15 protein-coding genes are annotated in these 22,887 nt (G+C 73.5%); 7 read left to right on the top strand and 8 right to left on the bottom strand.

Features of this window, described 5'->3' with window-relative positions; translation table 11 throughout:
* Window positions 1-351: 351 nt before the first annotated feature.
* On the bottom strand, window positions 352-1,704 hold the full coding sequence (locus ELQ39_RS00590; RefSeq protein ID WP_190005733.1) for a lysine N(6)-hydroxylase/L-ornithine N(5)-oxygenase family protein: 1,353 nt from the start codon (window positions 1,702-1,704) through the stop codon (window positions 352-354).
* Between the two features lie 309 nt (window positions 1,705-2,013).
* Here ELQ39_RS00590 and ELQ39_RS00585 point away from each other — a divergent pair, with 309 nt between their 5' ends.
* On the top strand, window positions 2,014-2,658 hold the full coding sequence (locus tag ELQ39_RS00585; protein ID WP_242590523.1) for an FMN-binding negative transcriptional regulator: 645 nt from the start codon (window positions 2,014-2,016) through the stop codon (window positions 2,656-2,658).
* A 27-nt stretch (window positions 2,659-2,685) separates the two neighbouring features.
* Here ELQ39_RS00585 and ELQ39_RS00580 read toward each other — a convergent pair whose 3' ends face one another.
* The 7 genes from ELQ39_RS00580 to ELQ39_RS00550 form a co-directional block, all read right to left on the bottom strand.
* Window positions 2,686-3,297 (bottom strand): LmbU family transcriptional regulator, encoded by a 612-nt coding sequence (locus ELQ39_RS00580; RefSeq protein ID WP_198427602.1) that lies wholly within the window; start codon window positions 3,295-3,297, stop codon window positions 2,686-2,688.
* A 439-nt stretch (window positions 3,298-3,736) separates the two neighbouring features.
* The gene (locus ELQ39_RS00575) at window positions 3,737-4,954 is read right to left on the bottom strand and encodes an acetylornithine transaminase (RefSeq protein ID WP_190005730.1); all 1,218 of its coding nucleotides are present in this window, start codon (window positions 4,952-4,954) and stop codon (window positions 3,737-3,739) included.
* Complete coding sequence (gene argB, locus ELQ39_RS00570; protein WP_242590521.1) at window positions 4,951-5,874, bottom strand: acetylglutamate kinase; 924 nt, start codon at window positions 5,872-5,874, stop codon at window positions 4,951-4,953. The genes ELQ39_RS00575 and argB overlap by 4 nt, the downstream gene beginning before the upstream one ends.
* Window positions 5,871-7,022 (bottom strand): bifunctional glutamate N-acetyltransferase/amino-acid acetyltransferase ArgJ, encoded by a 1,152-nt coding sequence (argJ, locus tag ELQ39_RS00565; protein WP_242590519.1) that lies wholly within the window; start codon window positions 7,020-7,022, stop codon window positions 5,871-5,873. The genes argB and argJ overlap by 4 nt, the downstream gene beginning before the upstream one ends.
* Entirely contained in the window at window positions 7,019-8,047 is a 1,029-nt protein-coding gene (gene argC / locus ELQ39_RS00560; RefSeq protein WP_225626568.1) for an N-acetyl-gamma-glutamyl-phosphate reductase, read from the bottom strand. The genes argJ and argC overlap by 4 nt, the downstream gene beginning before the upstream one ends.
* 59 nt (window positions 8,048-8,106) lie before the next feature.
* Window positions 8,107-9,279 carry a serine hydrolase domain-containing protein gene (locus ELQ39_RS00555; protein ID WP_242590518.1) on the bottom strand — a complete coding sequence of 391 codons (1,173 nt, stop codon included), beginning with the start codon at window positions 9,277-9,279 and terminating at the stop codon, window positions 8,107-8,109.
* Window positions 9,280-9,558: 279 nt separating this feature from the next.
* Window positions 9,559-10,305, bottom strand: a complete 747-nt coding sequence (locus ELQ39_RS00550; RefSeq protein WP_190005726.1) for a thioesterase II family protein — start codon at window positions 10,303-10,305, stop codon at window positions 9,559-9,561.
* A gap of 610 nt (window positions 10,306-10,915) precedes the next feature.
* Between ELQ39_RS00550 and ELQ39_RS00545 the strand changes: the two genes are divergently transcribed.
* The 6 genes from ELQ39_RS00545 to ELQ39_RS00520 all read left to right on the top strand — a co-directional run bounded on the left by ELQ39_RS00545 (window position 10,916) and on the right by ELQ39_RS00520 (window position 22,886).
* Entirely contained in the window at window positions 10,916-11,131 is a 216-nt protein-coding gene (locus ELQ39_RS00545) for an MbtH family protein (RefSeq protein WP_190005725.1), read from the top strand.
* A 71-nt stretch (window positions 11,132-11,202) separates the two neighbouring features.
* Window positions 11,203-11,916 carry an LmbU family transcriptional regulator gene (locus ELQ39_RS00540; RefSeq protein WP_337662502.1) on the top strand — a complete coding sequence of 238 codons (714 nt, stop codon included), beginning with the start codon at window positions 11,203-11,205 and terminating at the stop codon, window positions 11,914-11,916.
* 70 nt (window positions 11,917-11,986) lie between these two features.
* Window positions 11,987-13,567 (top strand): amino acid adenylation domain-containing protein, encoded by a 1,581-nt coding sequence (locus tag ELQ39_RS00535; protein ID WP_225626566.1) that lies wholly within the window; start codon window positions 11,987-11,989, stop codon window positions 13,565-13,567.
* A 34-nt stretch (window positions 13,568-13,601) separates the two neighbouring features.
* Window positions 13,602-13,835, top strand: a complete 234-nt coding sequence (locus ELQ39_RS00530) for an acyl carrier protein (RefSeq protein ID WP_190005722.1) — start codon at window positions 13,602-13,604, stop codon at window positions 13,833-13,835.
* A gap of 40 nt (window positions 13,836-13,875) precedes the next feature.
* Entirely contained in the window at window positions 13,876-15,063 is a 1,188-nt protein-coding gene (locus tag ELQ39_RS00525; RefSeq protein WP_190005721.1) for an NAD(P)/FAD-dependent oxidoreductase, read from the top strand.
* Between the two features lie 41 nt (window positions 15,064-15,104).
* The gene (locus ELQ39_RS00520; RefSeq protein ID WP_242590516.1) at window positions 15,105-22,886 is read left to right on the top strand and encodes a non-ribosomal peptide synthetase; all 7,782 of its coding nucleotides are present in this window, start codon (window positions 15,105-15,107) and stop codon (window positions 22,884-22,886) included.
* Window position 22,887 lies beyond the last annotated feature (1 nt).

The following is a 22,887-nucleotide window of genomic DNA, read 5'->3' as shown; positions in this document are numbered from 1 at the left end:
TGCGGTCCGCCACGTGTGCCGCACCGGCTTCGGCCAGGGCGCGCAGGAGGACGAGCCGGGCCTCGGCGGACAGGGAACCGACGAGACGGCGGGCGAGCCCGCGGGCCTCGTCCCCGTCCCGGAGGGCCGCGGCGGACAGCTCGCGGCCGGGGGCCGCCGGCGCCCCGCCGTGAGGGCGGCCGTCCGCCGCGGGTGCAGCCCAGGGCTGGTGGGTCACGGGCACTGCCCTCACCTTCGTATCGAGTGTCGTCCTGGAGTTGCGCACGACGGGCCGGGGCCGGCCGCTGCGGGGCTGGGACGGGCCTCGGTGCCGCGACCACGGTGGCGGGTCCCGCCCCGCGGTGTGCCGCCTCAGGCGGCCGGGGGCGCCACCTCCACGGGGCGGTCGCGCTCCAGCTCCCGCTCGGTGCGCCGCAGCACGATCGAGTCGGCGATCTCCCCGCTGCGCACCGCGATGTTCGACAGCAGGGACGACGACAGGCCGTGACTGTGCTCGGTGCCGCCCTGGAGGTACACCCCGCAGGTCAGGTCCGAGACGGGAACGAGGCGGTAGTCGCGCTCCACCCGGTGCCTGCCCGCCGCGTCACGCAGGAAGTGCCGGTCGAAGTCGCCGAGCAGCCGGGCCGGGTCCAGGCCGTCGTAGCCGGTGGCGAAGACCAGCGCGTCGACGGAGAGTTCCTCCGCCCGGTCGTCGAGCAGCGAGCGCAGGACCACCCGCGTCGCGCTCCCGGCGCGCCGGACCTCGGCGACCCGGGTGAGGTTGCGGAAGTGCAGCCGCTGCTCGCCGTGCAGCTCCTCGTCGTAGGCCCGCCGGTACAGGTCGCGGATGACGTCCGCGTCGACCACCGAGTAGTTGGTGTTGCGGTGGTAGCGCCAGAACGCGTCCCGTCCCCGCTCGGTGCCGAAGTAGTAGTCGTCGACCGCGGCGGGGTCGAAGACCTGGTTGGCGAAGGGAGTGTCGTCGGCGACGGAGTAGCCGTACGACGGGACGATCGCGCGGACCTGGGCGTGCGGCAGCGCGTCGTGCAGGAACCGGGTGATCTCGGCCGCGCTCTGGCCGGCGCCGACCACCGCCACGCTCTTGAGGCCGTCCGGGTCCTGTGCGCGGAACTTCCCGAGGAACTCCGAGCTGTGCCACACCCGTTCGTCGGCCGTCACGCCGTCCGGCATGCGCGGCACCAGGCCCGTGGAGATGGCCACGTTGCGCGCGGTGACCACGCTGGTGGTGCCGTCGCCGGCGCGCACCTCGACCTCCAGGAGACCGGGCGAGAGGGCCCCGTCCTCGACGCGGGGCCGGATCGAGGTGACCTCGGCGCCGTAGGAGACCCGGTCGGCGAGGGCGGCGGCGGCCCACTCCAGGTACTGGTGGAACTCCTGCCGGGTCGGGAAGAAGTCCTGGTTGTTCACGAACTGCACCAGCCGGTTCGAGGCGTGCAGAAACGAGATGAAGCTGAACCGGGACATCGGATTCCTGAAGGTGGCCAGGTCCTTCAGGAAGGAGATCTGCATGGTCGTCGACGGCAGCAGCATGTTCCGGTGCCAGCCGAAGCTGGGCTGCCGCTCGAAGAAATGGGACTTGACCGGGTGGTGCGGGGCGCTCGCCCTGTGTTCCTCCAAGGCGATCGCGAGTGACAGGTTGGACGGGCCGAACCCGATTCCGACCACGTCGTAGATCTCTTCGTCGCGCCTGCCAGTTATGCCCATGAAATTCTCCCGATTGCGTCTGGAAAACTCGGCCGGTGGCCCGAGAGACCGTCAGCAGTGTTGCCTCGGGCGGCGCTCGAAGGCAACTCGAATGGCACAGGAGGGGCGATGGAGAGGCGCATGAGTCTCTCTGGAGCCCGGAAGCGTTGTCCTGTCGACGGGACGGAGTTACGTTCGGCGCGAATATCCGAATCTCCGCGTGGCGCGGCCCGTGACGTGGGCGCCCGGATTCATGCGATCCGTCGTGCGGTCAGTCATGCCCCGAGCCGACGTCGTGCGTCGCGTCAACTGTCGAAGAGGTGAATGCGCATGTTCGTGCCCAAGTTCTACCGCGAACCGAGCAGTTCCTGGATGGTGGACCTGATCCGTGATAATCCGCTGGCTCTCGCGGTGACCAACGGAAAACCTCAAGAGGGTCCTTTCGCCACCCATCTGCCGGTCATCTTCGACCCCGAGACCTCCGGCGACTGGAGCGGCGAGCTGCCCGGCGCGACGCTGCTCGGGCACATGAACCGGGCGAACCCGCACTGGGCTTCCCTGGAGACGGGCAGCGTCCTGCTGCTGACGTTCACCGGCCCGCACTCCTACGTGTCGCCCACCGTGTACGAGGTGACGCCGGCCGCCCCGACGTGGAACTTCACCGCGGTGCACGTCCGGGGCGTGGTGGAGCGGATCGACTCGATGGAGGAGACGCTCGGCGTGGTGCAGTCCACCGTGCGGGCCTTCGAGGGGCAGTTCGGCGACGGCTGGGACATGACCGAGTCGCTCGACTACTTCCGCAAGATCGCGCCGGGTGTGGGGGCCTTCCGGCTCTCGGTGACCGGGGCCGACGGCATGTTCAAGCTCAGCCAGGAGCAGCCCGGCGAAGTGCGCGAGCGGGTGCGGGAGTCGTTCGGGCGGAGCGGGTGTGTGCACAAGCGCGAGACGGCCGGGCTGATGAGCCGGCTGCCGTGACGCGCGCGGAGGGTGGCGGCCGGGGGTTCAGGCGCTGATGGCCACCGGCCGGGGACGCCCGGCGAGGCCCTCGGGAGGCGCCTCGTCGTCACCGAGCTCCTCCAGGGCGCTCGCGGCGGCGCTGTCCAGGGTGGCCGTCACCCACTGCTCGAAGTCGACGCCCTGCTGCTCCGCGGCCTTGTGCCACCAATGGAGGCGGCTGCCGGGGACCTCCAGGTGCCGGCTCGGCTCGGCGGGGGTGCTCGGCCGCGGTTCGTCGCGGCGCGCTTCGCGGATCGCGCCGCGTAACTGCTTGGTGGTCCACTGCCGCTCCTCGGCGCGGTCCAGCCAGACCTCCTGCTCCTCGACCGGCATCGAGGCCAGTTCGGCGTGGTGCTGGAAGCTCAGGGCGGGCCGGCGCCGGGTCAGGTCGAAACGGCGGGAGACCCAGGCGTAGTTGCGCAGCGTCTGGTACGAGAGGCCGACGGCGCGGATCCCGCGCTGGTAGCGGTCGGTGTAGTGGTCCTTGCCGTACACGAGCCAGTCGCCCAGCCACCAGGACGACGAGTCGACGACGTCGGCGAGCTGGCGTCCGGCGCGCTCCCACTCCGCGTAGGCCATCCCGGCCGGCATCTGGAGGCCCACCTTGGTGGTCAGCACCTGGCCCCGGCGTGGTGCGGTCCCCGCGGCGCGCGGCGGTCGGGGCGGGGGCTGAGGGAGAGCGGCTGCCGGGCCGCCTTGCGACCCCGCGGTCTGTCCGGCCTGACGCGCCATCGTGCCTCCATGAAGAGGGTGCATACAACTGGCGAGAAAACTCGCACAGCTGGCTGGAACGGCGTCGGAGCGGCGCTCGAAGGGCTGTACGGCGCACCTGTGTGCGCCCGCCGACGCGCCGGCGGCCAGGGCGGCGCCAGGAACGCCCCGGCGACGGCACACGTCCGCTTCAGCGACGGCACACGTCTGCTTCAGGGGCAGCACATGACCGCTACAGCGACGGCACACGACCGCTCCGGAGGACGCCGCACGACCGCTCCGGGGGTGGCACGGAGCCGCTCCCCGGAGGGCGTGCGGCCGTGCCGCCCGGCGGCCGGGCGGCGGGTCAGGCCGCCGTCCGCACCTCGCCGAAGGTCTCGGACAGGGCGGCCCGGAAACCGTCGAGGAACATGTCCGCCTCACGGTCGGACACGGTCAGCGGCGGGGCGAGCCGGACCACGTCCGGCGCCACCGCGTTCACCAGCAGCCCCCGGTCCTGGGCCGCCCGCTGCACCCGCGCCGCGTGCGCCCCGTCGAGCACCACACCCAGCAGCAGCCCGGCGCCCCGTACTTCCCGCACCAGCGGGTGGGCCGGCGTCCGCAGGCCGCGCCGCAGCCTGCGCCCCGTGCGGGCCACATGCTCGAGGAGGTCCGTCCGCTCGATGGTGTCCAGAACGGCGAGGGCCGCCGCGCACACCACGGGGTTGCCGCTGAAGGTGGAGCCGTGCGCGCCGGGCGTGAGCAGCGTGGCCGCCGCGCCGAAGGCGAGCGTCGCACCGATGGGCAGACCGCCGCCCAGCCCCTTGGCGAGGGTGACCACGTCGGCCTCGACGGCTTCCGCCTCCGCGGCGAACCAGCGGCCGGTGCGCCCCACGCCGGTCTGGATCTCGTCCAGGACCAGGAGCGTGCCGGTCGCCGCGGTGATCTCGCGGGCGGCCCGCAGATAGCCGGGCGGGGGCACCACCACGCCGTTCTCCCCCTGGAGGGGCTCCAGCACCAGCAGCGCGGTGCGCGGGGTGACGGCGGCGCGCAGCGCCTCCACGTCCCCGTACGGCACGTGGCTGACGTCGCCCGGCAGGGGCTCGAAGGGGCGCTGCTTGGCGGGCTGGCCGGTCAGGGCCAGGGCGCCCAGGGTACGGCCGTGGAAGCCGCCGGCGGCCGCCACCATGTGGGTGCGGCCGGTGAGCCTGCCGATCTTGAAGGCCGCCTCGACCGCCTCCGCGCCGGAGTTGGAGAAGTAGACCCGTCCCGGGCGCCCGGCCAGCCGCAGCAACCGCTCGGCCAGCCGCACGGTCGGTTCGGCGATGAACAGGTTCGACACGTGCCCCAGTGACGCGACCTGCTCGGACACGGCCCGGACGACGTCGGGGTGCGCGTGGCCGAGGGCGTTGACGGCGATACCGCCGACGAAGTCGAGGTACGCGTTGCCCTCCGCGTCCCACACGCGGGTGCCGCGACCCCGCACCAGGGGCAGCCGCGGGGTGCCGAAGTTGTCCATCATGACGTGCTGCCAGCGGCGGGTCAGTGCCGCGTTGCCCGCACCCGTGTCCACGCCGTCGCTCATGCCGTCGCCCCCTCGGCCCCGGCGCCGTCGTCCGGCACGACCACGGTGCCGGTGCTCTCGTCGGAGAACAACGGCAGCAGCAGCGAGTGCTGGACCCGCCCGTCGACGATGCGGGCACTGCGCACCCCGTTGTTCACGGCGTGGAGGCACCCCTCCATCTTGGGGATCATCCCGGAGGCCAGCCCCGGCAGCAGTGCCGCCAGCTCGCCGGCGGTGAGCCGGGGGATCACCTCGTCGCTGTGCGGCCAGTCGCGGTACAGCCCCTGGACGTCGGTCAGGATCAACAGCATCTCCGCGCCGAGCGCGGCGGCGACGGCCGCGGCGGCGGTGTCGGCGTTCACGTTGAACACCCCGCCCTCGGCGGCGTCCTTGTCGTCCTCGGGCCGTGCGATGGAGGAGATGACGGGGATGCGGCCCCGGTCGACGAGGTCGCGCACGATCCCGATGTCGACCCGGGCGACGTCGCCGACCCGGCCGATGTCCACGGGCGCGCCGTCCTTGTGCGCGTAGCGCTTGACGGCGGTCATCAGACGGGCGTCCTCACCGGTCAGGCCGACCGCGTGCGAGCCGTGCACGTTGAGCAGCCCGACGAGTTCCCGCTGCACCCGCCCGGCGAGCACCATACGGACGACGTCCATGGTCTCGTCGGTGGTGACCCGCAGGCCGCTCTCGAAGCGGGACTCCAGGCCCAGGCGTTCCAGCTCCGCGCTGATCTGCGGCCCGCCGCCGTGCACCACCACCGGGTGCAGGCCCGCGTGCCGCAGGTGCAGCACGTCCATCGCGAAAGCCGCCTTCAGGTCGCTGTCGACCATGGCGTTGCCGCCGAACTTGATGACGACGGTCTTGCCGCGGTGGCGCGCCTTGAACGGCAGTGCCCCGACGAGGGCGTGCACCGGCTGCGGAGGCGGGGAAGCGCTCATGAGGAGTACTCGCTGTTCTCGTGGACGTAGTCGGCGGTGAGGTCGTTGGTCCGGATGACGGCGGAGTCCGCGCCGGCGGCGAGGTCCACGGTGATGCGGACCGCGCGGCCGGTCATGTCGACCAGCGCCCGGTCCTCGCCGACGCCGCCGTTCTTGCAGACCCACACGCCGTTGATGGCGACGCTCAGCCGGTCCGGGTCGAAGGCGGCCGAGGTGGTGCCGACGGCGGACAGGACACGGCCCCAGTTGGGGTCCTCGCCGTGCACGGCGCACTTGAGGAGGTTGCTGCGGGCCACGGCGCGGCCCGCCTCGACGGCGTCGTCCTCGCTCGCGGCGCCCACGACCTCGACGCGGATCTCCTTGCTCGCGCCCTCGGCGTCGCCGACGAGCTGCTCGGCCAGGTCGGCGCACACGCTCCGCACGGCCTCCGCGAACGCCTCGTACTCAGGGGTGGTGCCACAGGCGCCGGAGGCCAGCAGCAGCACGGTGTCGTTGGTGGACATGCAGCCGTCGGAGTCGACCCGGTCGAAGGTGACCCGGGTGGCGTCCCGCAGCGCCCGGTCGAGCACCCCGCACTCCACGTCGGCGTCGGTGGTGAGGACGACCAGCATGGTCGCCAGGCCCGGGGCGAGCATCCCGGCACCCTTGGCCATGCCGCCGACCGTCCAGCCCTCCCGGGTGACCGAGGCCGTCTTGGGCACGGTGTCGGTGGTCATGACGGCCTCGGCCGCGTCCTCGCCGCCGGACACCGACAGCCGGAGCACGGCCTCGTCGACGCCGGGCAGCAGCCGGTCCAGGGGCAGCGGCACCCCGATGAGGCCGGTGGAGCAGACCGCCACGTCGGCGGCGTCCAGGCCGAGGCGCCCGGCGGCCCGCTCGGCGGTGTCGCAGGTGTCCTGGTAACCCCGCGCTCCCGTGCAGGCGTTGGCGCCGCCGGAGTTGAGGACGACGGCGCCCAGCGATCCGTCCGCCAGGACCTGCCGGGACCACTGGACCGGCGCGGCCTGCACCCGGTTGGCGGTGAACACGCCCGCCGCCGCGCGGCGCGGCCCGGTGTTGACGACGAGCGCCAGGTCCAGGGCGCCGCTCTGCTTGATGCCGGCGGCGACCCCCGCCGCCGTGAAACCTCGTGCTGCGGTGACGCTCACGGTGCGACTCCGATCGTGGTCAACCCCAGCTCTTCGGGCAGGCCGAGGGCGGCGTTCATGCTCTGGACGGCTCCGCCCGCGGTGCCCTTGGTGAGGTTGTCGAGGGCGCTGATCGCGATGATGCGGCCGGCCGCCGCGTCGAGGGCGACCTGGATCTGGACGGCGTTCGACCCGTACACGGCCGCCGTGCCGGGCCACTGCCCTTCGGGCAGCAGGCGTACGAACGGCTCGTCGGCCAGCGCCTTCGCGTAGGCGGCCCGTACGTCGTCCGCGCCGACCCCGGCCCGCGCCGGGGCGGAGCAGGTGGCGAGGATGCCGCGGGGCATCGGGGCCAGCGTCGGGGTGAAGGAGACGGTGACCGGGCGGCCCGCCACGGCGCCGAGGTGCTGCGTCATCTCCGGTGTGTGCCGGTGACCGCCCCCCACGCCGTACGGCCGCATGGAACCCATGACCTCGCTGCCCAGCAGGTCCGCCCTGGGCGCCTTGCCCGCGCCGGACGTGCCGGACGCGGCGACGACCACCGCCTCGGGTTCCGCCAGCCCCGCCGCGTACGCGGGGAAGAGGGCCAGCAGCACCGCGGTCGGGTAGCAGCCCGGTACCGCCACCCGCAGGGTTCCCGCCAACGCGGCGCGGGCGCCCGGCAGTTCGGGCAGGCCGTAGGGCCAGGTGCCCGCGTGTCCGGTGCCGTAGAACGTCTCCCAGTCGGCCGCGTCCGCCAGGCGGAAGTCCGCGCCGCAGTCGACGACGAGGGTGTCCTCGCCCAGTTGTTCCGCGACGGCCGCCGACCGGCCGTGCGGCAGGGCCAGGAAGACCACGTCGTGACCGGCGAGGGCGTCGGCGGTGGTGGGCAGCACCTCCCGCCCGGCCAGCGGGGCCAGGTGCGGCTGGAGCGCGCCGAGCCGCAGGCCCGCGCTGGACCGGCCGGTCAGCGCCCCGATCTCCACGCCGGGATGGGCCAGCAGCAGACGCAGAAGCTCACCTCCCGCGTAGCCGCTCGCTCCGGCGACGGCTGCTCGCACGGTCATAGACCCTCCTGAGGGACAGGCATCTCGTTCTCACACGTCGTGAAAGTGCCGGCACGGCGTCAGCCGGACGTCGTGCCGCAGAACTCGGCGTTCAGGGTGGGCAGGAGCTGGGAGACCTCCCAGTCGCCGTTGTAGTTGAACGTCAACTGGTGGCGGCCGTCCTCGGTGGTGGCGACGAAGGTGAGGGAGCCGACCGTGCCGCCGTCGTGGTACCAGAGGGCCTTGCCGCAGCCCATCTCCAGCCGCTCGATGCCGAGTCCGTAGGACGAGATCGGCAGATCCGGGTTGACGACGGTCGTCTTCAGCTCCGCGAGCTGGCGCGGCGGCAGCAGGGTGCCGCGCATCAGCGCCCGGTAGAAGCGGTTGAGGTCGCTCGTGCTGGAGATGATGTCGCCGTCGCCCCAGACCTGGGACCCGTGGAACGCGGTGACGTCGTCGATCCGGTCCGGCCGGGTGTCGAAGAAGAGCTTCGAGTAGCCGCGGCCGCTCGGCCGGGGCGGGACGGTGGCCTGACCGGGGTGGGAGGTCGCCCTCAGTCCCAGCGGTTCGACGATGCGCGAGCGCACCTCCTCCTCGTACGAGGTGCCCGCCTTGTCGACGATCAGCGCGGTCAGGAGGTCGTTGGTGTGGGAGAAGGCGTGCCGGGCGCCGGGCGGGAACAGCGGCGGGCGGGCGAAGGCCACGTCCAGGCGCTGCCCCGGGGTCAGGGGGTCGTAGCGGTGCTTCAGGAAGCCGTCGCCCAGGACGTACTTCTGGTAGTAGGCCGGCTCGGTGAGGTAGTCGAACAGGCCGCTGGTGTGGTTGAGGAGCTGGCGCACGGTGATCGTGCGGCCGTCGTTCCCGTTGCCCGCCACCACGCCGGGCAGATGCTGCTCGACGGTGTCGTCGAGGGAGAGTTTCCCCTCCGCCGCCATCTGCAGCAGGACCGTCGCCACGAAGGTGCTGGTGATGCTGCCGACGCGGAACCGGTCGGCGGCGCCGCGCTCCGCGCCCGTGCGCAGGTCGCCCACGCCCACCGCCGTCCGCCAGACTCCGTCGGCGTCGCGCGCCTCGGCGGTGACGCCGGGGACACCGGCCCGGACGGCCGCCTCGATCGCGTCCCGGGTCCCCCCGTGGCCGGCCGCCGGCGCCGCGTCCGGCGCCGCGTGGGCGGGGCCCGTCAGCGCCGTGGCGGTGAGCAGGGCCGCCGCCAGGGCGACCAGTCCGGTCCTCGGTCTCATCCGTATCGTCATGTTCTCGCTCCCCGTTGATGTGTCCGATCCGTAGCCGGCCGACGCCGGACTCGTGGTGTTCGTGCGCTGTGTTCGCGGCACCGTGGGCCGCCCGTGTCGGGCCGGGCCGGACGTCCGCTCGGGCGCCCGCCGGGCCTTGCGAGGCGATGCCGGGCGCCCTTACGGGACCGGCCCCGACCGGCCGCCGGCCTCTTGCCCACATGCCGGGCAGCGCACGCCGTGCGGGCCGCGAGGGCCGATCCGCGGGGCCGCACACCCTGCTCCCGTGCCGGCCGGTGGTCAGGCACACCTGGCCGTGTCCGCCGCGTCGAGGGCCGCGGTCGCGTCCCGTTCGATCTGCCGCAGCAGCGGCCCGGGATCGTCCTGGAAGTAGAAGTGCCCGCCGTCGAAGACCCGCAGGCCCAGGAAGCGTTCGGTGTGCGCCGCCCAGCCTGCCATCCGCGGCGGCGGGGCGGAACGGTCCTCGCGGGCCGCGTACGCCGACAGCGCCACGGGCAGCGCAGCGGCGCCGGGCGCCGGGCGCCAGGTGTCCACGAGGCGCAGGTCGGTCCGGATGATCGGGTCGAACACGGCCCACAGCTCCGGGTCGGCGAAGATCTCGTCGGGCGTGCCGCCGAGCCACTTCAGACGCGCGCGCAGCTCGGCGTCCGACGGTTCGCGGTACGCCTTCGCCGTCCGCGCCGGGTCCGGCGGGGTGCGCGCGGACATACCGAGCCACACCGGCGGCGGCAGGCCGCGGTCGATGATCCGCCGGGTCATCTCGTACGTCACCAGGGCGCCCATGCTGTGCCCGAACAGGGCGTAGGGACCGGTCAGCCGAGGCTCGACGGCGCGCAGCAGGTGCTCGGCGAGCGCGCCGGCGTCAGGGATCCGCGGCTGGTCGAGCAGGAGGCCGTGGCCCGGGGCGTCGAGCAGCCGCACGTCCCAGGAGTCGGGCAGTGCGGCCGGCCAGGTGCGGTACAGCAGGTGCGAACCCCCCGCGTGGTGCATCACGAACAGGCGCAGGGCGGGCCGGGGGCTGTCCATCGCTCTCCCTCGGATCGGGCCACGCCTCCTCGCGCCGTACGGGCGGGGCGTGGCCGTCGGGGTCCGGGCACCGGGCGGCGCGCGGGGCGGTACTCGGGGCGGTCCGGCGGCGCGGCGCGGACCAGGGGCGGGGACGCCCGCCGCCTCCAGCGGATGCCGAGCGGATCTCGAACGCCCGGTGGGAAGGTAGGAGGGTCCGCGACCGGCGAGGCGGGACGCCCCACCGTACGGCGCGGTGCCGTACGACGCGATGCCCACGGGCCGCCCCGACTGCGGGCGGGGCCCGACGGAGTGGTCCGCCGGTGCGGGCGACGCGCCGCATGCTGGCACAGCGGCCCGGCGAAGTACAGGCGATCCGGGCCGGTGCGGACCCGGTCCTGCGGGCGGTCCGCCGCCGGGCCCGCCGCCCTTGAAGCGCCGATGGCCGAGTCCCTACGGTGACGTGGCAACGCCGGGGCCGCCCCCGATGCCAGATGTCCCGTCGACCGGACAGCCGAGCGTCCCGTCGACCGGGCCCGCCGGCCGGCGACCCCCCAGCCCGGTGCCGTCGCGCACCGGCCGGGCGACACCCATCGCGAGTCACGCCATGACGCTTAAGGACGGTGCCCAGGTGAGCACGAACCCCTTCGACGACGAGACCGGCCGCTTCCACGTCGTGGTCAACGACGAGGAGCAGCACTCCCTGTGGCCGGCGTTCGCCGAGGTGCCCGCCGGCTGGCGGGTGGTCTTCGGCGAGGCGGCCAGGTCCGAGTGCCTGGAGTACGTCGAGCAGAACTGGACCGACCTGCGCCCCAGGAGCCTGCGGGAGGCCATGGCGGGGGACTGAGCGCCGCGGCGCCGGTCCGGACGTTCCAGGCAAGCACTCTGAGTGGGGAGATGAAGGTTGTGAGGGGCGCTGTGAAAACCGCGACTGCGAGGCCTGCGGCGGGCGGCGGTGAGCCCGCGCAGCGCGACGTGGTCCTGTCCTTCGTGGGATCCCAGGCCACGGTGCGCACGTCGGGAATGATCTTCCCGGAGAACCTGCCGGAGCGGTCCTGGGAGCGCATCGGCAGCAATCTGCGCGAGCTGGTGAACTCCTCGGCGTGGTGGCTCGCCGACTGGCTGATCTACGGGGAGACCACCTACGGCTGGCGGCGGTACAAGGAGGCGATCGAGCGGACCGGGCTCGACTACCAGACCCTGCGCAACTACGCGTGGGTCGCCCGGCGGTTCGAGCACCACCGCAGGCGCGACAGCCTCAGCTTCGCCCACCACGCCGAGGTGACCCGCCTGTCGCCGCCCGAGCAGGACTACTGGCTGCGCAAGGCCGAACAGCAGAAGTGGTCGCGCAACGAACTGCGCCGGGCGGTCCGCGCCGGCCTCGCCGTGCAGAGCGGCACGGCCGAGGCCGCCCCCGCGGGCGGCGACGGGCAGCAGGAGGTGACCCGGCTGGCCGAGTCGGCGGCGGAGAAGCGGCGCAAGAAGGCCACCACGCTCACCATCGAGCTGTCCGCCGACCAGTTGGACCACTGCGCGAAGGCCGCCGCCGCGTACGGCCTGCCCGTCGACCAGTGGGTGGCCCGGATGCTCGAGACCGCCGTCCTGCCCGCCGCCCGGCGGCGCACCGCCTGACGGCGGCCCCGGCCGGCGCCCCCGCCGTGGCGGCCCCCTCCCCGGACACCTCCTACATCGGAGTCAGTTGATGATCCTTCAGGGAAAGCGGGTGGCCCTGCCCCCCGAGCCCGTCGTCCACCGGCAGTTCGAGGCGCATGTGGCGGCCACCCCCGACGCGGTCGCCGTCGTCCACGCCGGCCGGCGGGTGACGTACGCGGAACTGGACGCGCGGGCCAATCGCTTCGCGCGCTTCCTCGTCGCCCGCGGGCACGGCCGGGGCGCCAAGGTCGGCGTCTGCCTCGACTACACGCCCGACCTGCTCGTCGCCATCCTCGGCACGCTGAAGGCGGGCGCCGCCTACGTGCCGTTCGACCCGGCCTACCCGGCGGCCCGGCTGCGACTGCTGCTGGGCCAGGTGCCCGGCCTCGCCCTGATCGTGACCTCCCCGGCGACCGCCGGGATGGTCGAGTCGGCGGACGTGGAGACCGTCGACCTCGAACAGCTCGCCGGCCACCTGGCGGACCTGCCGGCCACCGCGCCCGACGCCGACGTCACCGGCGACGACGTGTGTTACGCCGTCTTCACGTCCGGGTCGACCGGGACGCCGAAACTGACCGCGGTGCGGCACGAGGGCTGGTTCAACCTGATGAACTGGCTGAGGCTGGAGTACGGCCTGCACAGCGGCTCGCACCACCTGGTCGTCAGCGCCTTCGGTTTCGACCTCTCCCAGCGCGCCCTGATGACACCGCTGTTCTGCGGCGCCACCCAGTACCTCCTGGCCAGCCGCAACTTCGACGCCATGATGGCCTACCGGGTCCTGACCGAGCACGACATCCGCGTGGTGCACTGCGCCTCCAGCACCCTGTACGTGCTGGTGGACTGGGAGACCGCACGGGGCGGCGACGCCCTCACCCGGCTCGACTACGTCCTCTTCGGCGGCGAGGCGCTCAAGGCCGAGCGGCTCACCGACTGGGCCCGGCGCGAGGGCAACAGCTGCACCCTTCTGCACCAGTACGGCGTCGCCGAGTGCACGGACGTCGCGACCTCCTACGACCTCGCCGGCCACGACCCCGGCCGGCCGGACGCCCCGCCGGTCGGCAGGCCCGCCTACAACACCGACATCCACCTCGTCGACGAGGACCTGCGCCACGTCGCCCCGGGTGAGCAGGGCGAGATCTGCATCGCCGGTGCCGGCGTCGGGGCGGGCTACCTCAACGCCGGCCCCGAGAACCGCAGGTTCACCACCCTCGAGGCCGGCGGCGAGCAGGTCCGCGTCTACCGCACCGGTGACCGCGGGCGGGTCACCGACGCCGGCGACCTCGTCGTCCTCGGCCGGATCGACGCCCAGGTGAAGGTGCGCGGCATGCGCATCGACCCCACCGACGTCGAGCGCGCCCTCGCCCGGCTGGACGGCGTCCGGGAGGCCGCGGTGGTCGTCACGTACACCGACGCCGGCGAGGCCGAGCTGACCGCGTTCCTCGTCCCGGCCGGAGGCGACCTCGCCGAGGACGACGTGCGCGCCCGTCTGCTGCGGGACCTGCCGCGCACCATGGTCCCCGCCCGCTTCCTGACCATCGCGCGGCTCCCCCTCAGCCCGCACGGCAAGGTCGACCGCGCCGCCCTCGCCGCCGCCCGCGTCGAGCGGTACGCCGGCAGCGGCACCTCCTAGCGGGCGAACAGCGATGACAACCGAGAGGACAGCGATGACTGCCGAGAGCGTGCGTGCCATCTGGTGCCGGGAGTTCAAGCGCGACGACATCTCCGTCGACGACGACTTCTTCGCCCTGGGGGGCCAGTCCCTGGTCATGGTGCGGATCCAGGGCGCCTACATCGAGGAGCTGGGCGTCGAGGTCCCGATGGACCAGATGTTCCTCCACCCGACGGTGGCGGCCATCTCTGCGTACATCGAATCCCAGGCTGCGACGACCGCCCCGTAGCCGCGTTGTGTCGAAGACCTACTGGTGAGAGAGGCGCGCCATGTACGACGTGATTGTCATAGGGGCCCGTTGTGCGGGATCGCCGACGGCCATGCTGTTCGCACGGCAGGGCTACCGTGTCCTGCTCCTGGAGAAAGCGCGCTTCCCGCAGGACACGCTGTCCTCGCACTACCTGCACATGCAGGGCGTGGCACTGCTCGACCGGTGGGGGCTGCTCGACCGGATCCGCGAGTCGGGCGCCCAGCCGATCACCCACCAGGTCTACCAGGGCCCGGGCGTGCGCATCGAGGGCTTCTCACTGCCGATCGACGGCCTGACGACCACCTACGCGCCCCGGCGGTACGTGCTCGACCCGATCCTTGCGGAGGGGGCCGTGGCGGCCGGTGTGGAGTTCCGCCAGGGCTGCGCGGTCAAGGACCTGGTGTTCGAGGACGACCGGGTCGTCGGGGTGCGGTACTCCACGCCCGGCGGCGCCGAGGCGACCGACCGGGCCCGCCTGGTCGTCGGCGCGGACGGCATGCGCTCCCTGGTGGCGCGCAAGGCCGGCGCGGAGTACGTCATGGAGCACCCGCGCATGACCACCACCTACTACAGCTACTGGTCCGGCGTCCCCGCCGACTTCGAGCTGTACGAGCGGCCGGGCCGCTGGATCGGTGTCCTGCCCACCAACGACGACCTCACGCTGCTCATGACGTACTTCCCGCAGGCGGACTACAACCAGGTCCGCAAGAACGTGGAACCCGCCTACCTGGAGGCGCTGCGCACCACGGCCCCCGAACTGTACGAGCGGATGCGCTCGGGCCGGCGCGAGGAGCAGCTCTACGGCACGGGCCACCAGGAGAACTTCTTCCGCAAGGCCCACGGGCCCGGCTGGGTGCTGGTCGGTGACGCGGTCAACCACAAGGACTCCATCACCGCCCGCGGCATCACCGAGGCCTTCGTCCAGGCCCAGTCCCTCACCGGGTTCATCGGGGAGAACCTGCACGACGAGGCCGCGCTGCGGACGGCCCTGCGGCGCTACGAGAACGAGCTGGGCAACGAGGCCCTGCACCACTACCAGGGCGCGCTGAACGTGGCCGAGCTGAAGCCCGAGGGGCGCACGGAGATGCTCCGCAAGCTCGTCGGCCACCAGGAGCACATCGACCGGTACTTCTCGACGCTGTCGGGCGCCTGCTCCATCGACGACTTCTACAACGACGAACTCCTGACCCTCCTCGACCAGGACTGAGCGACGACCCCGCCGTCTGGTTCGCCGATATTGGAGACACAATGATCCCGTTGTCGTTCGCGCAGCGCCGGCTGTGGTTCGTGGACCGTTTCGAAGGCCCCTCGCCGACCTACAACGGCGCGTTCGCGCTGCGGCTGACCGGCGACCTGGACGTGGACGCGCTCACGGCGGCGCTCCGCGACGTCGTCGAGCGGCACGAGGTGCTGCGCACGGTGATCGTCGAGGGCGACGACGGCGTACCGCACCAGCGGGTGCTGGCGGCCGGGGAGCAGCCGTTCGCCCTGCCCGTCGTCGAGGCCACCGGGCGGCTGCGGGCGGCTGCGGTCCAGGAGGCCGCCACGAAGACGTTCGACCTGGCCGCCGACGCGCCGATCCGCGCCGGACTGGTGCGCGGCGGACCCCGCGACCACACCCTGGTCGTCGTCGCACACCACATCGCGGTGGACGGGGAGTCCTTCGGGCCGCTGTTCCGCGACCTCACCACCGCCTACGCGTCCCGCGCCCGGGGCGGGGCCCCGGCGTGGGAGCCGTTGCCGGTGCAGTACGCGGACTACACGCTGTGGCAGCTCGACCTGCTGGGCGACGAGTCCGACCCGGAGAGCCTGGCGGCCCGGCAGCTCGCGTACTGGCGCGAGGCGCTGGCGGACCTGCCGCAGCCGCTGCCCCTGCCGACGGACCGCCCGCGCCCCCGGGTGATGAGCCCCGACGGCGACCGGATCCCGTTCTCCCTCGACCCCGCCCTGCTGGAGGGGGTGGAGAAGCTTGCCGCCGAGCTGGACACCACGGTGTCGATGGTCATGCACTCGGCGCTCGCGGTGCTCCTGAACCACCTCGGCTGCGGCGACGACGTGCCCATCGGCGCGCCCATCACCGACCGCACGGACGAGGACCTGCGCGACCTCGTCGGGTTCTTCGTCAACACCTGGGTCCTGCGCGTCGACCTGAGCGGCAACCCCACCTTCCGCGAGCTGCTCCAGCGGGTGCGGGAGCGGTCCCTGGCCGCCTACGACAACCAGGACATGCCGTTCGAGCGGCTGGTGGAGCTGCTCAACCCGCACCGCTCCACCTCCTACAACCCGTTCTTCCAGGTCATGCTCTCCTGGCAGCCGCCCGTCCCGCCGCTGGAACTGCCCGGGCTTGGAGTCCAGGTCGAACGGCTGGAGACCGGCACCGCCAAGTTCGACCTCTTCTTCGACCTGCTGCCCAACAACGCCGGCGGGGCCGACTGCCGCCTGGAGTACGCCACCGGCCTGTTCGACCGGGACACCGCCGGCACCCTCGCCGAGCGGTTCGTCCGCGTCCTCGGCCTGCTCGTCGCCGCACCCGAGCGCGCGGTCGCCACCCTCGACGTCCTCGGCGCGGACGAGCGGGACCTCTGGCTCACCCGGGCCGTCGGCACCCCGGCCGAACTGCCGGCACTGACAGCCCCCCAGATGTTCGAGCGGCAGGCGGCCGCCACGCCCGACGCCCCGGCGCTCGTGTGCGACGGCCGGACCCTGACCTACCGGGAGCTGGACGACCGGGCGAACGGCGTCGCCTGGGAACTGATCCGGCGCGGGGCGGGCCCCGAGGACCTGGTGGTCCTCGCCCTGCCGCGCACCGAGAACCTCGTCGCCGGCCTGCTCGGCATCCTCAAGTCCGGCGCCGGATACGTGCCGATGGACCCGCAGTACCTCAGCGGGCGGGCGCGGACCGTGCTGTCCGAGGCCCGCCCCCGGTTCGCGGTCACCGACACCGCGACCTGGCGGGAGCTGCCGGCCGGCGACCTCGTGCCCGTCGACCTCGACGACCGCGCCCGCTGGGACACCCCGGCCGGGGCGCCCGGCGACACCGACCGGACCTCGCCGCTCGGCCCGGACAACCTGGCGTACGTCATGTACACCTCCGGTTCCACCGGCACGCCGAAGGGCGCGGCGATCACCCACCGCAACGTCGTCAACGGTGTACGGGAACTGGTGCGCGTCCTCGGCACGCCGCCCGGGTGGCGGATGCCGGCCGGCACCTCGGTCAACTTCGACGTGTCGGTCTTCGAGCTGCTGACCACCCTCACCACCGGCGGCACGGCCGAGATCCTGCCCAACGCGCTGGCGCTCGGCGAACGGGACGGCTTCGACGGCCACATCCTCAGCGGCGTCCCCTCGGTCCTCGGCGAACTGGTCGGCCACCTGGACGCGGCGGCCGACGTGCGCACCGTCGTCTTCGCGGGCGACGTCCTGCCGGCCCGGCTGGTGCGGCAGGTGCGCGACGCCCTGCCCGGCGCGCGGATCGTCAACTCCTACGGGCAGAGCGAGAGCTTCTACGCCACCACCTACTCCCTCGCCCCCGGCGAGGAGTGGCCCGAGGGCGACGTCGCGCCCATCGGCACCCCGCTGGGCAACATGCGTGCCTACGTCCTCGGCCCCGGCCTCGCCCCCGCACCCCAGGGCGTGGTCGGCGAGCTGTACGTGGCCGGCGCCTGCGTGGGCCGCGGCTACCACGGCCGCCCCGGCCTGACCGCCGGACGCTACGTGGCCGACCCCTTCGGCCCGGCGGGCGAGCGGATGTACCGCACCGGCGACCTGGCCCGCTGGAACGCGCGGGGCGAACTGGAGTGCGTCGGCCGCGGCGACGGCCAGGTGAAGGTGCGCGGCTTCCGCATCGAGACCGCCGAGGTCGAGGCGGTCGTCGCCGCGCACCCCGGCATCAGCGAGGCCGTGGTCATCGGCCGGGAACTGCCCGCGGGCGGCAAGCGGCTCGTCGCGTACGTCGTGCACACCGGCGAGGGCGCCGTCGGCGACGACGGCGACGGCGGCATCGGCGACGTGGACGTGCAGGCCGGGGCCTCCGCCGCCGAGCTGCGCACGTACGTCGCGGCCCGGCTGCCCGACTACATGGTGCCCTCCGCGTTCGTCGCCCTCGGCAGCCTGCCGCTCGGGCCGACCGGCAAGCTGGACCGCTCGGCGCTGCCCGAGCCGGAGTTCCACGGCGGGACCTACCGGGAGCCCCGCACCGAGGCCGAGAAGATCATCACCGCCGCCTACGCGGACGTCCTGGGCGTGGACCGGATCGGCGCCGACGACGACTTCTTCGCGGTCGGCGGGGACAGTCTGCGTTCCATCCAGGTGGTCGCGCGGGTGCGCGCCAAGGGCCTGGAACTGACCACCAGGGAGATCTTCGAGCGCCGCACGGCGGCCCAACTGGCCGAGGTGGCAGCCGACCGCCGGGACCGGACGCCCGTCCTCGCCGAACTCGACGGCGGCGGCGTCGGCCCGATGCCGCTCCAGCCGGTGGCCCGGCAGATCTTCGAACACGGAGGCGGCACCGACCGGTTCGCCATGTCGATGGTGCTGGAACTGCCCGACGGCATCGACGCCGACGGCCTCGCCGCCACCCTGGACGCCGTACTCGACCGGCACGACCTGCTCCGCGCCGCACTGGTGCCCGGCGACGAGCCTTCCCTCCTCGTGCGCGAACCCGGCACCGTCCGCGCGGCCGGCCTGATCCGCCGGGTCGACTGCGACGGCCGCTGGGACGAGCCGGCCGCACGGGAGGCGGCCAGGGCGGAACTGGACGACGCGGTCGGGCGCCTGGACCCCGGGGCCGGCATCATGGCGGACTTCGTCTGGTTCGCCCCCGGCACCGGCCGGGGCCGCCTGCTGATGGTGCTGCACCACCTCGTCGTGGACGGCGTCTCCTGGCGCATCCTGATGTCGGACCTCGCCGAGGCCTGGCAGCGGATCCGCTCCGGCACCGCACCCGCACTGCCCGCGGTCGGCACGTCGGCCCGGCGCTGGGCGGCGGCGCTGGAGGACGAGGCGTACTCCCCCGAGCGGGAGGCGGAACTGACCCACTGGCAGAACGTGCTGGAGGAGTCCGACCCGCCGCTGGGCGCCCGCCCCTTCGACCCCGCGGTGGACGTGTGGTCCACCGTCGACACCGTACGGGTGGAACTGCCCGCCGACGTGACCGAGGCCGTGCTGAGCACGCTCCCCACGGCCTTCCGGGGCACCGGCACTGACGTGCTGCTCGCCGCCCTCGCCCTGGCGATGAGGCGGTGGCGCGGCGCGGACGCCTCGACCCTGGTCCGCCTGGAGGGACACGGCCGCGTGGAGGACGTCGTCCCCGGGGCCGACCTGTCCCGCACCGTCGGCTGGTTCACCAGCATGTACCCGGCCCGCGTCGACGTGCGGGACGTGGACCTGGACGACGTGCTGGCGGGCGGCGTCGCCGCCGGACGGGCCGTCGCCCTGGTCAAGGAGCAACTGCGCGCCGTCCCCGGCAAGGGCGTCGGCTACGGGCTGCTGCGCTGGCTGAACGAGGAGACCGGCGAGCAGCTCGCCGACTGCCCGGCGCCGCAGATCGGCTTCAACTACCTCGGCCGGATCTCCGACTCCGACGTGCCCGAGCATCTGCGCGCCGAGGGATGGGGACCGGCGTCCTGGTCCGCCGAGCTGATCGCCCTGCCGGACGCGGACCTGCCGGCGCTGTCGGCGCTGGAGGTCAACTCGGTCGCCACCGACACCCCCGAAGGCCCCCGGCTCCAGGCGGCCTTCATGTTCCCCACCGGGGTCCTGACCCGGGAGCGGACCACGGAACTGGCCGAGCTGTGGACCGAGGTGCTGCGCGGCATGGCCGCCTACGCCGCCCGCCCCGGCATCGGCGGGCTCACCCCCTCCGACGCCCCGCTGGTCCCGGTGCGGCAGTACGAGATCGAGGCGTGGGAAGAGCGGTACGGGCGGCTGACCGAGGTGTGGCCGCAGGCCCCCGGGCAGTCCGGCATCCAGTTCCAGGCCGCGCTCGCCGAGGGCTCCTTCGACGTCTACCACATGCAGTTCGCGCTGCACCTGTCCGGGCACGTCGACCCCGACCGCATGCGAGCCGCCGGACAGGCGCTGCTGGAGCGGTACCCGAACCTGCGCTCCGCGTTCCTCACCACCGACGACGGCGAACCGGTGCAGGTCGTGCCGGACCACGTCGACCTGCCCTGGCGGCACCTGGACCTGACCGGCCTGAGCGAGGCCGAGCAGGACGCGGCGCTCGACCGGGCGCTGGCCGACGACCGCGCCGACCAGCTCGACCCGGCCCGGCCGCCGCTGATCCGCCTGGCGCTGCTCACCTGCGGGCCGCAGCGGGCCAAACTCGTCCTCACCGCGCACCACACCCTCTTCGACGGCTGGTCGTCGCCGATGGTGATCACCGACCTGATCAGGCTGTACTCCGGCACCCGGGAGGCGGCGCCGGTCCGCGGCTACGGCGACTACCTGGCCTGGCTGGCCACGCGGGACCAGGCGGTCTCCGAGGCGCGGTGGAAGGCCGAACTGGACGGATTCGACGAGCCGACCCTCGTCGCCCCGAACGCCGCCCTGCAGGGGACGGCGTCCGCCCTCGGGCGGGTCGAGGTACCGCTGTCGATCGACAAGGGACGCGAACTCGCCCGTCGCGCCGCCGAACTGGGCGTCACCCTCAACACGCTGCTCCAGGGCGCCTGGGCGGTCCTGCTGTCGCGGCTCACCGGGCAGCAGGACGTGGTCTTCGGAGCCGCCGTCAACGGCCGCCCGGCCGACCTGGCCGGCTCCGACGAGATGGTCGGCCTGTTCATCAACACCCTGCCGACCCGGGTGGACTGCGCCCCCGAGCACACCCTGGGCCAGGTCATCACCGACCTCCAGGACCGGCAGACCGCCCTGCTCGACCACCACCACTACGGGCTGGCCGACATCCAGCGCGGCGTCGGCCTGCCCGCCCTGTTCGACACGCTGCTCGTGTTCGAGAACTATCCGATCGACCGTGAAGGCATGGTGGAGGCCAACACCTCGGCGGGCTTCACCATCGACGGCATCCGACCGTTCGCGGGCTCGCACTACCCGCTCACGCTCAACTCCTCCGACCCCTACCTGCGGCTCTCCCTCGACTACCAGAACAACCTCTACGACCGCGACGCGGCCGAGGAGATCGCCGTCCGGCTGGTGCGGGTCCTCGACCAGCTCCTGGCCGACCCGGCCACCCGCCTCGGCGACCTCGACGTACTCGGCGACGAGGAACGCGACTGGCTGCTGCGCGAGGTGAACGACACCGCCGAACCGGCCCCGGCGGCGGGCCCGGCGGAGTCCGTGCGCCGGCAGGCCGAGGCCACCCCCGAGGCCGCCGCCGTCATCGCCGAGGACACCTCGCTCACCTACGCGGAACTGGAGGAGCGCGCCAACCGCCTGGCCCACTGGCTGATCGACCGCGGCGTGCGGCCCGAGTCGCCGGTGGCCGTGCGACTGCCGCGCTCCGCCGATCTCGTGGTCGCGCTGCTGGCCGTGCTCAAGGCCGGTGCCACCTACGTCCCGATCGACCCGGACCACCCGCGCTCCCGCATCGACCACATCGTCGAGGACGCCCGCCCCGTGCTCGTCCTCGACGCCGACACCCTCGCCGGCGCCGACCGCGCGGCCCACCCGGCGACGGCGCCCACCGTGACCGTCCGCCCGGACAACGCCGCGTACGTCATCTACACCTCCGGCTCCACGGGCAGGCCCAAGGGCGTGTCCGTCACCCACCGGGGGCTGGCCAACTTCCTGGCCACCATGCGGCGCCGGTTCCCGCTGACGCCCCGCGACCGGCTGCTCGCCGTGACGACGGTCTCCTTCGACATCGCCGGACTGGAGCTGTACCTGCCGCTGACCTCCGGCGCGGCGGTGGTGCTGGCGGGCAAGGAGACCGTCGCCCAGCCCTCGGCCGTACGGGAGACGGTCCGCCGCCACCGGGTGACCGCCGTGCAGGCGACACCGGCGTTCTGGCAGATCCTGCTCATGGAGGAGCCCGACGGCGCCGCCGGCCTGCGGATCCTGGTCGGCGGGGAGGCACTGCCGCCCCAGCTCGCCGAGGCCCTGGCCGGGCAGGCCGCCGAGGTGACCAACGTCTACGGTCCCACCGAGACGACGATCTGGTCGACGAGCGCGCCGGTCACCCCCGGCGCCGGCGTCCCGTCCATCGGCACCCCCATCGGCAACACCCAGGTGTACGTCCTCGACGCACGGCTGCGGCCCGTACCGCGCGGCGTGCACGGCGAGCTGTACATCGCCGGCGACGGCCTCGCCCGCGGCTACCAGGGCCGGCCCGACCTCACCGCGGGACGGTTCCTGGCCTGCCCGTTCGGCGGTCCCGGCACCCGGATGTACCGCACCGGCGACCTGGTGCGCTGGCGCGAGGACGGCCGCCTGGAGTACATCGGGCGCACCGACTTCCAGGTGAAGATCCGGGGCTTTCGCATCGAGCTGGGCGAGATCGAGCACGTCCTGGCCGAACACCCCGCCGTGGCGCAGGCCGTCGCCCTGGTGCGCGAGGACCGCCCCGGCGACCAGAAGCTGGTCGCGTACGTGGTGCCGGCCGGCAAGGCGGACCCGGCCGGGCTGGACCTCGCGCCCCTGGCGGAGCTGCTGCGCCGGCGCCTGCCGGAGTACATGGTCCCGTCGGCGATCGTGCCGCTGGCCGAGCTCCCCACCAACCCGAGCGGGAAGCTCGACCGCGGCGCGCTCCCCGCTCCCGGCCAGGGCAGGGCCCAGGCCGGACGGGCGCCGCGCACCCCCACCGAGGAAGTCCTGTGCGAGCTCTTCGCCGACCTGCTCGGCCGGGAGGAGATCGGCATCGACGACGACTTCTTCGGCAACGGCGGCCACTCCCTGCTCGCCACCCGGCTCAGCGGACGCATCCGCAACCGGTTCGGCGTCGACTCCAAGGTCACCCTGGTGTTCCGCAACCCGACCGTCGCCCAACTGGCGGCGCGCATCGAGGAACTGACCGCGGACGACTCCCGGCCGCGCAAGAAGAACCGCCCCCAACTGCGCCAGATGACCGTGTAGG

Origin of the sequence: Streptomyces sp. GB4-14 (genome assembly GCF_022696125.1) — a bacterium.
Taxonomy (GTDB): Bacteria; Actinomycetota; Actinomycetes; order Streptomycetales; family Streptomycetaceae; genus Streptomyces; species Streptomyces werraensis.
This window is presented reverse-complemented; position numbering and strand designations above follow the sequence as displayed.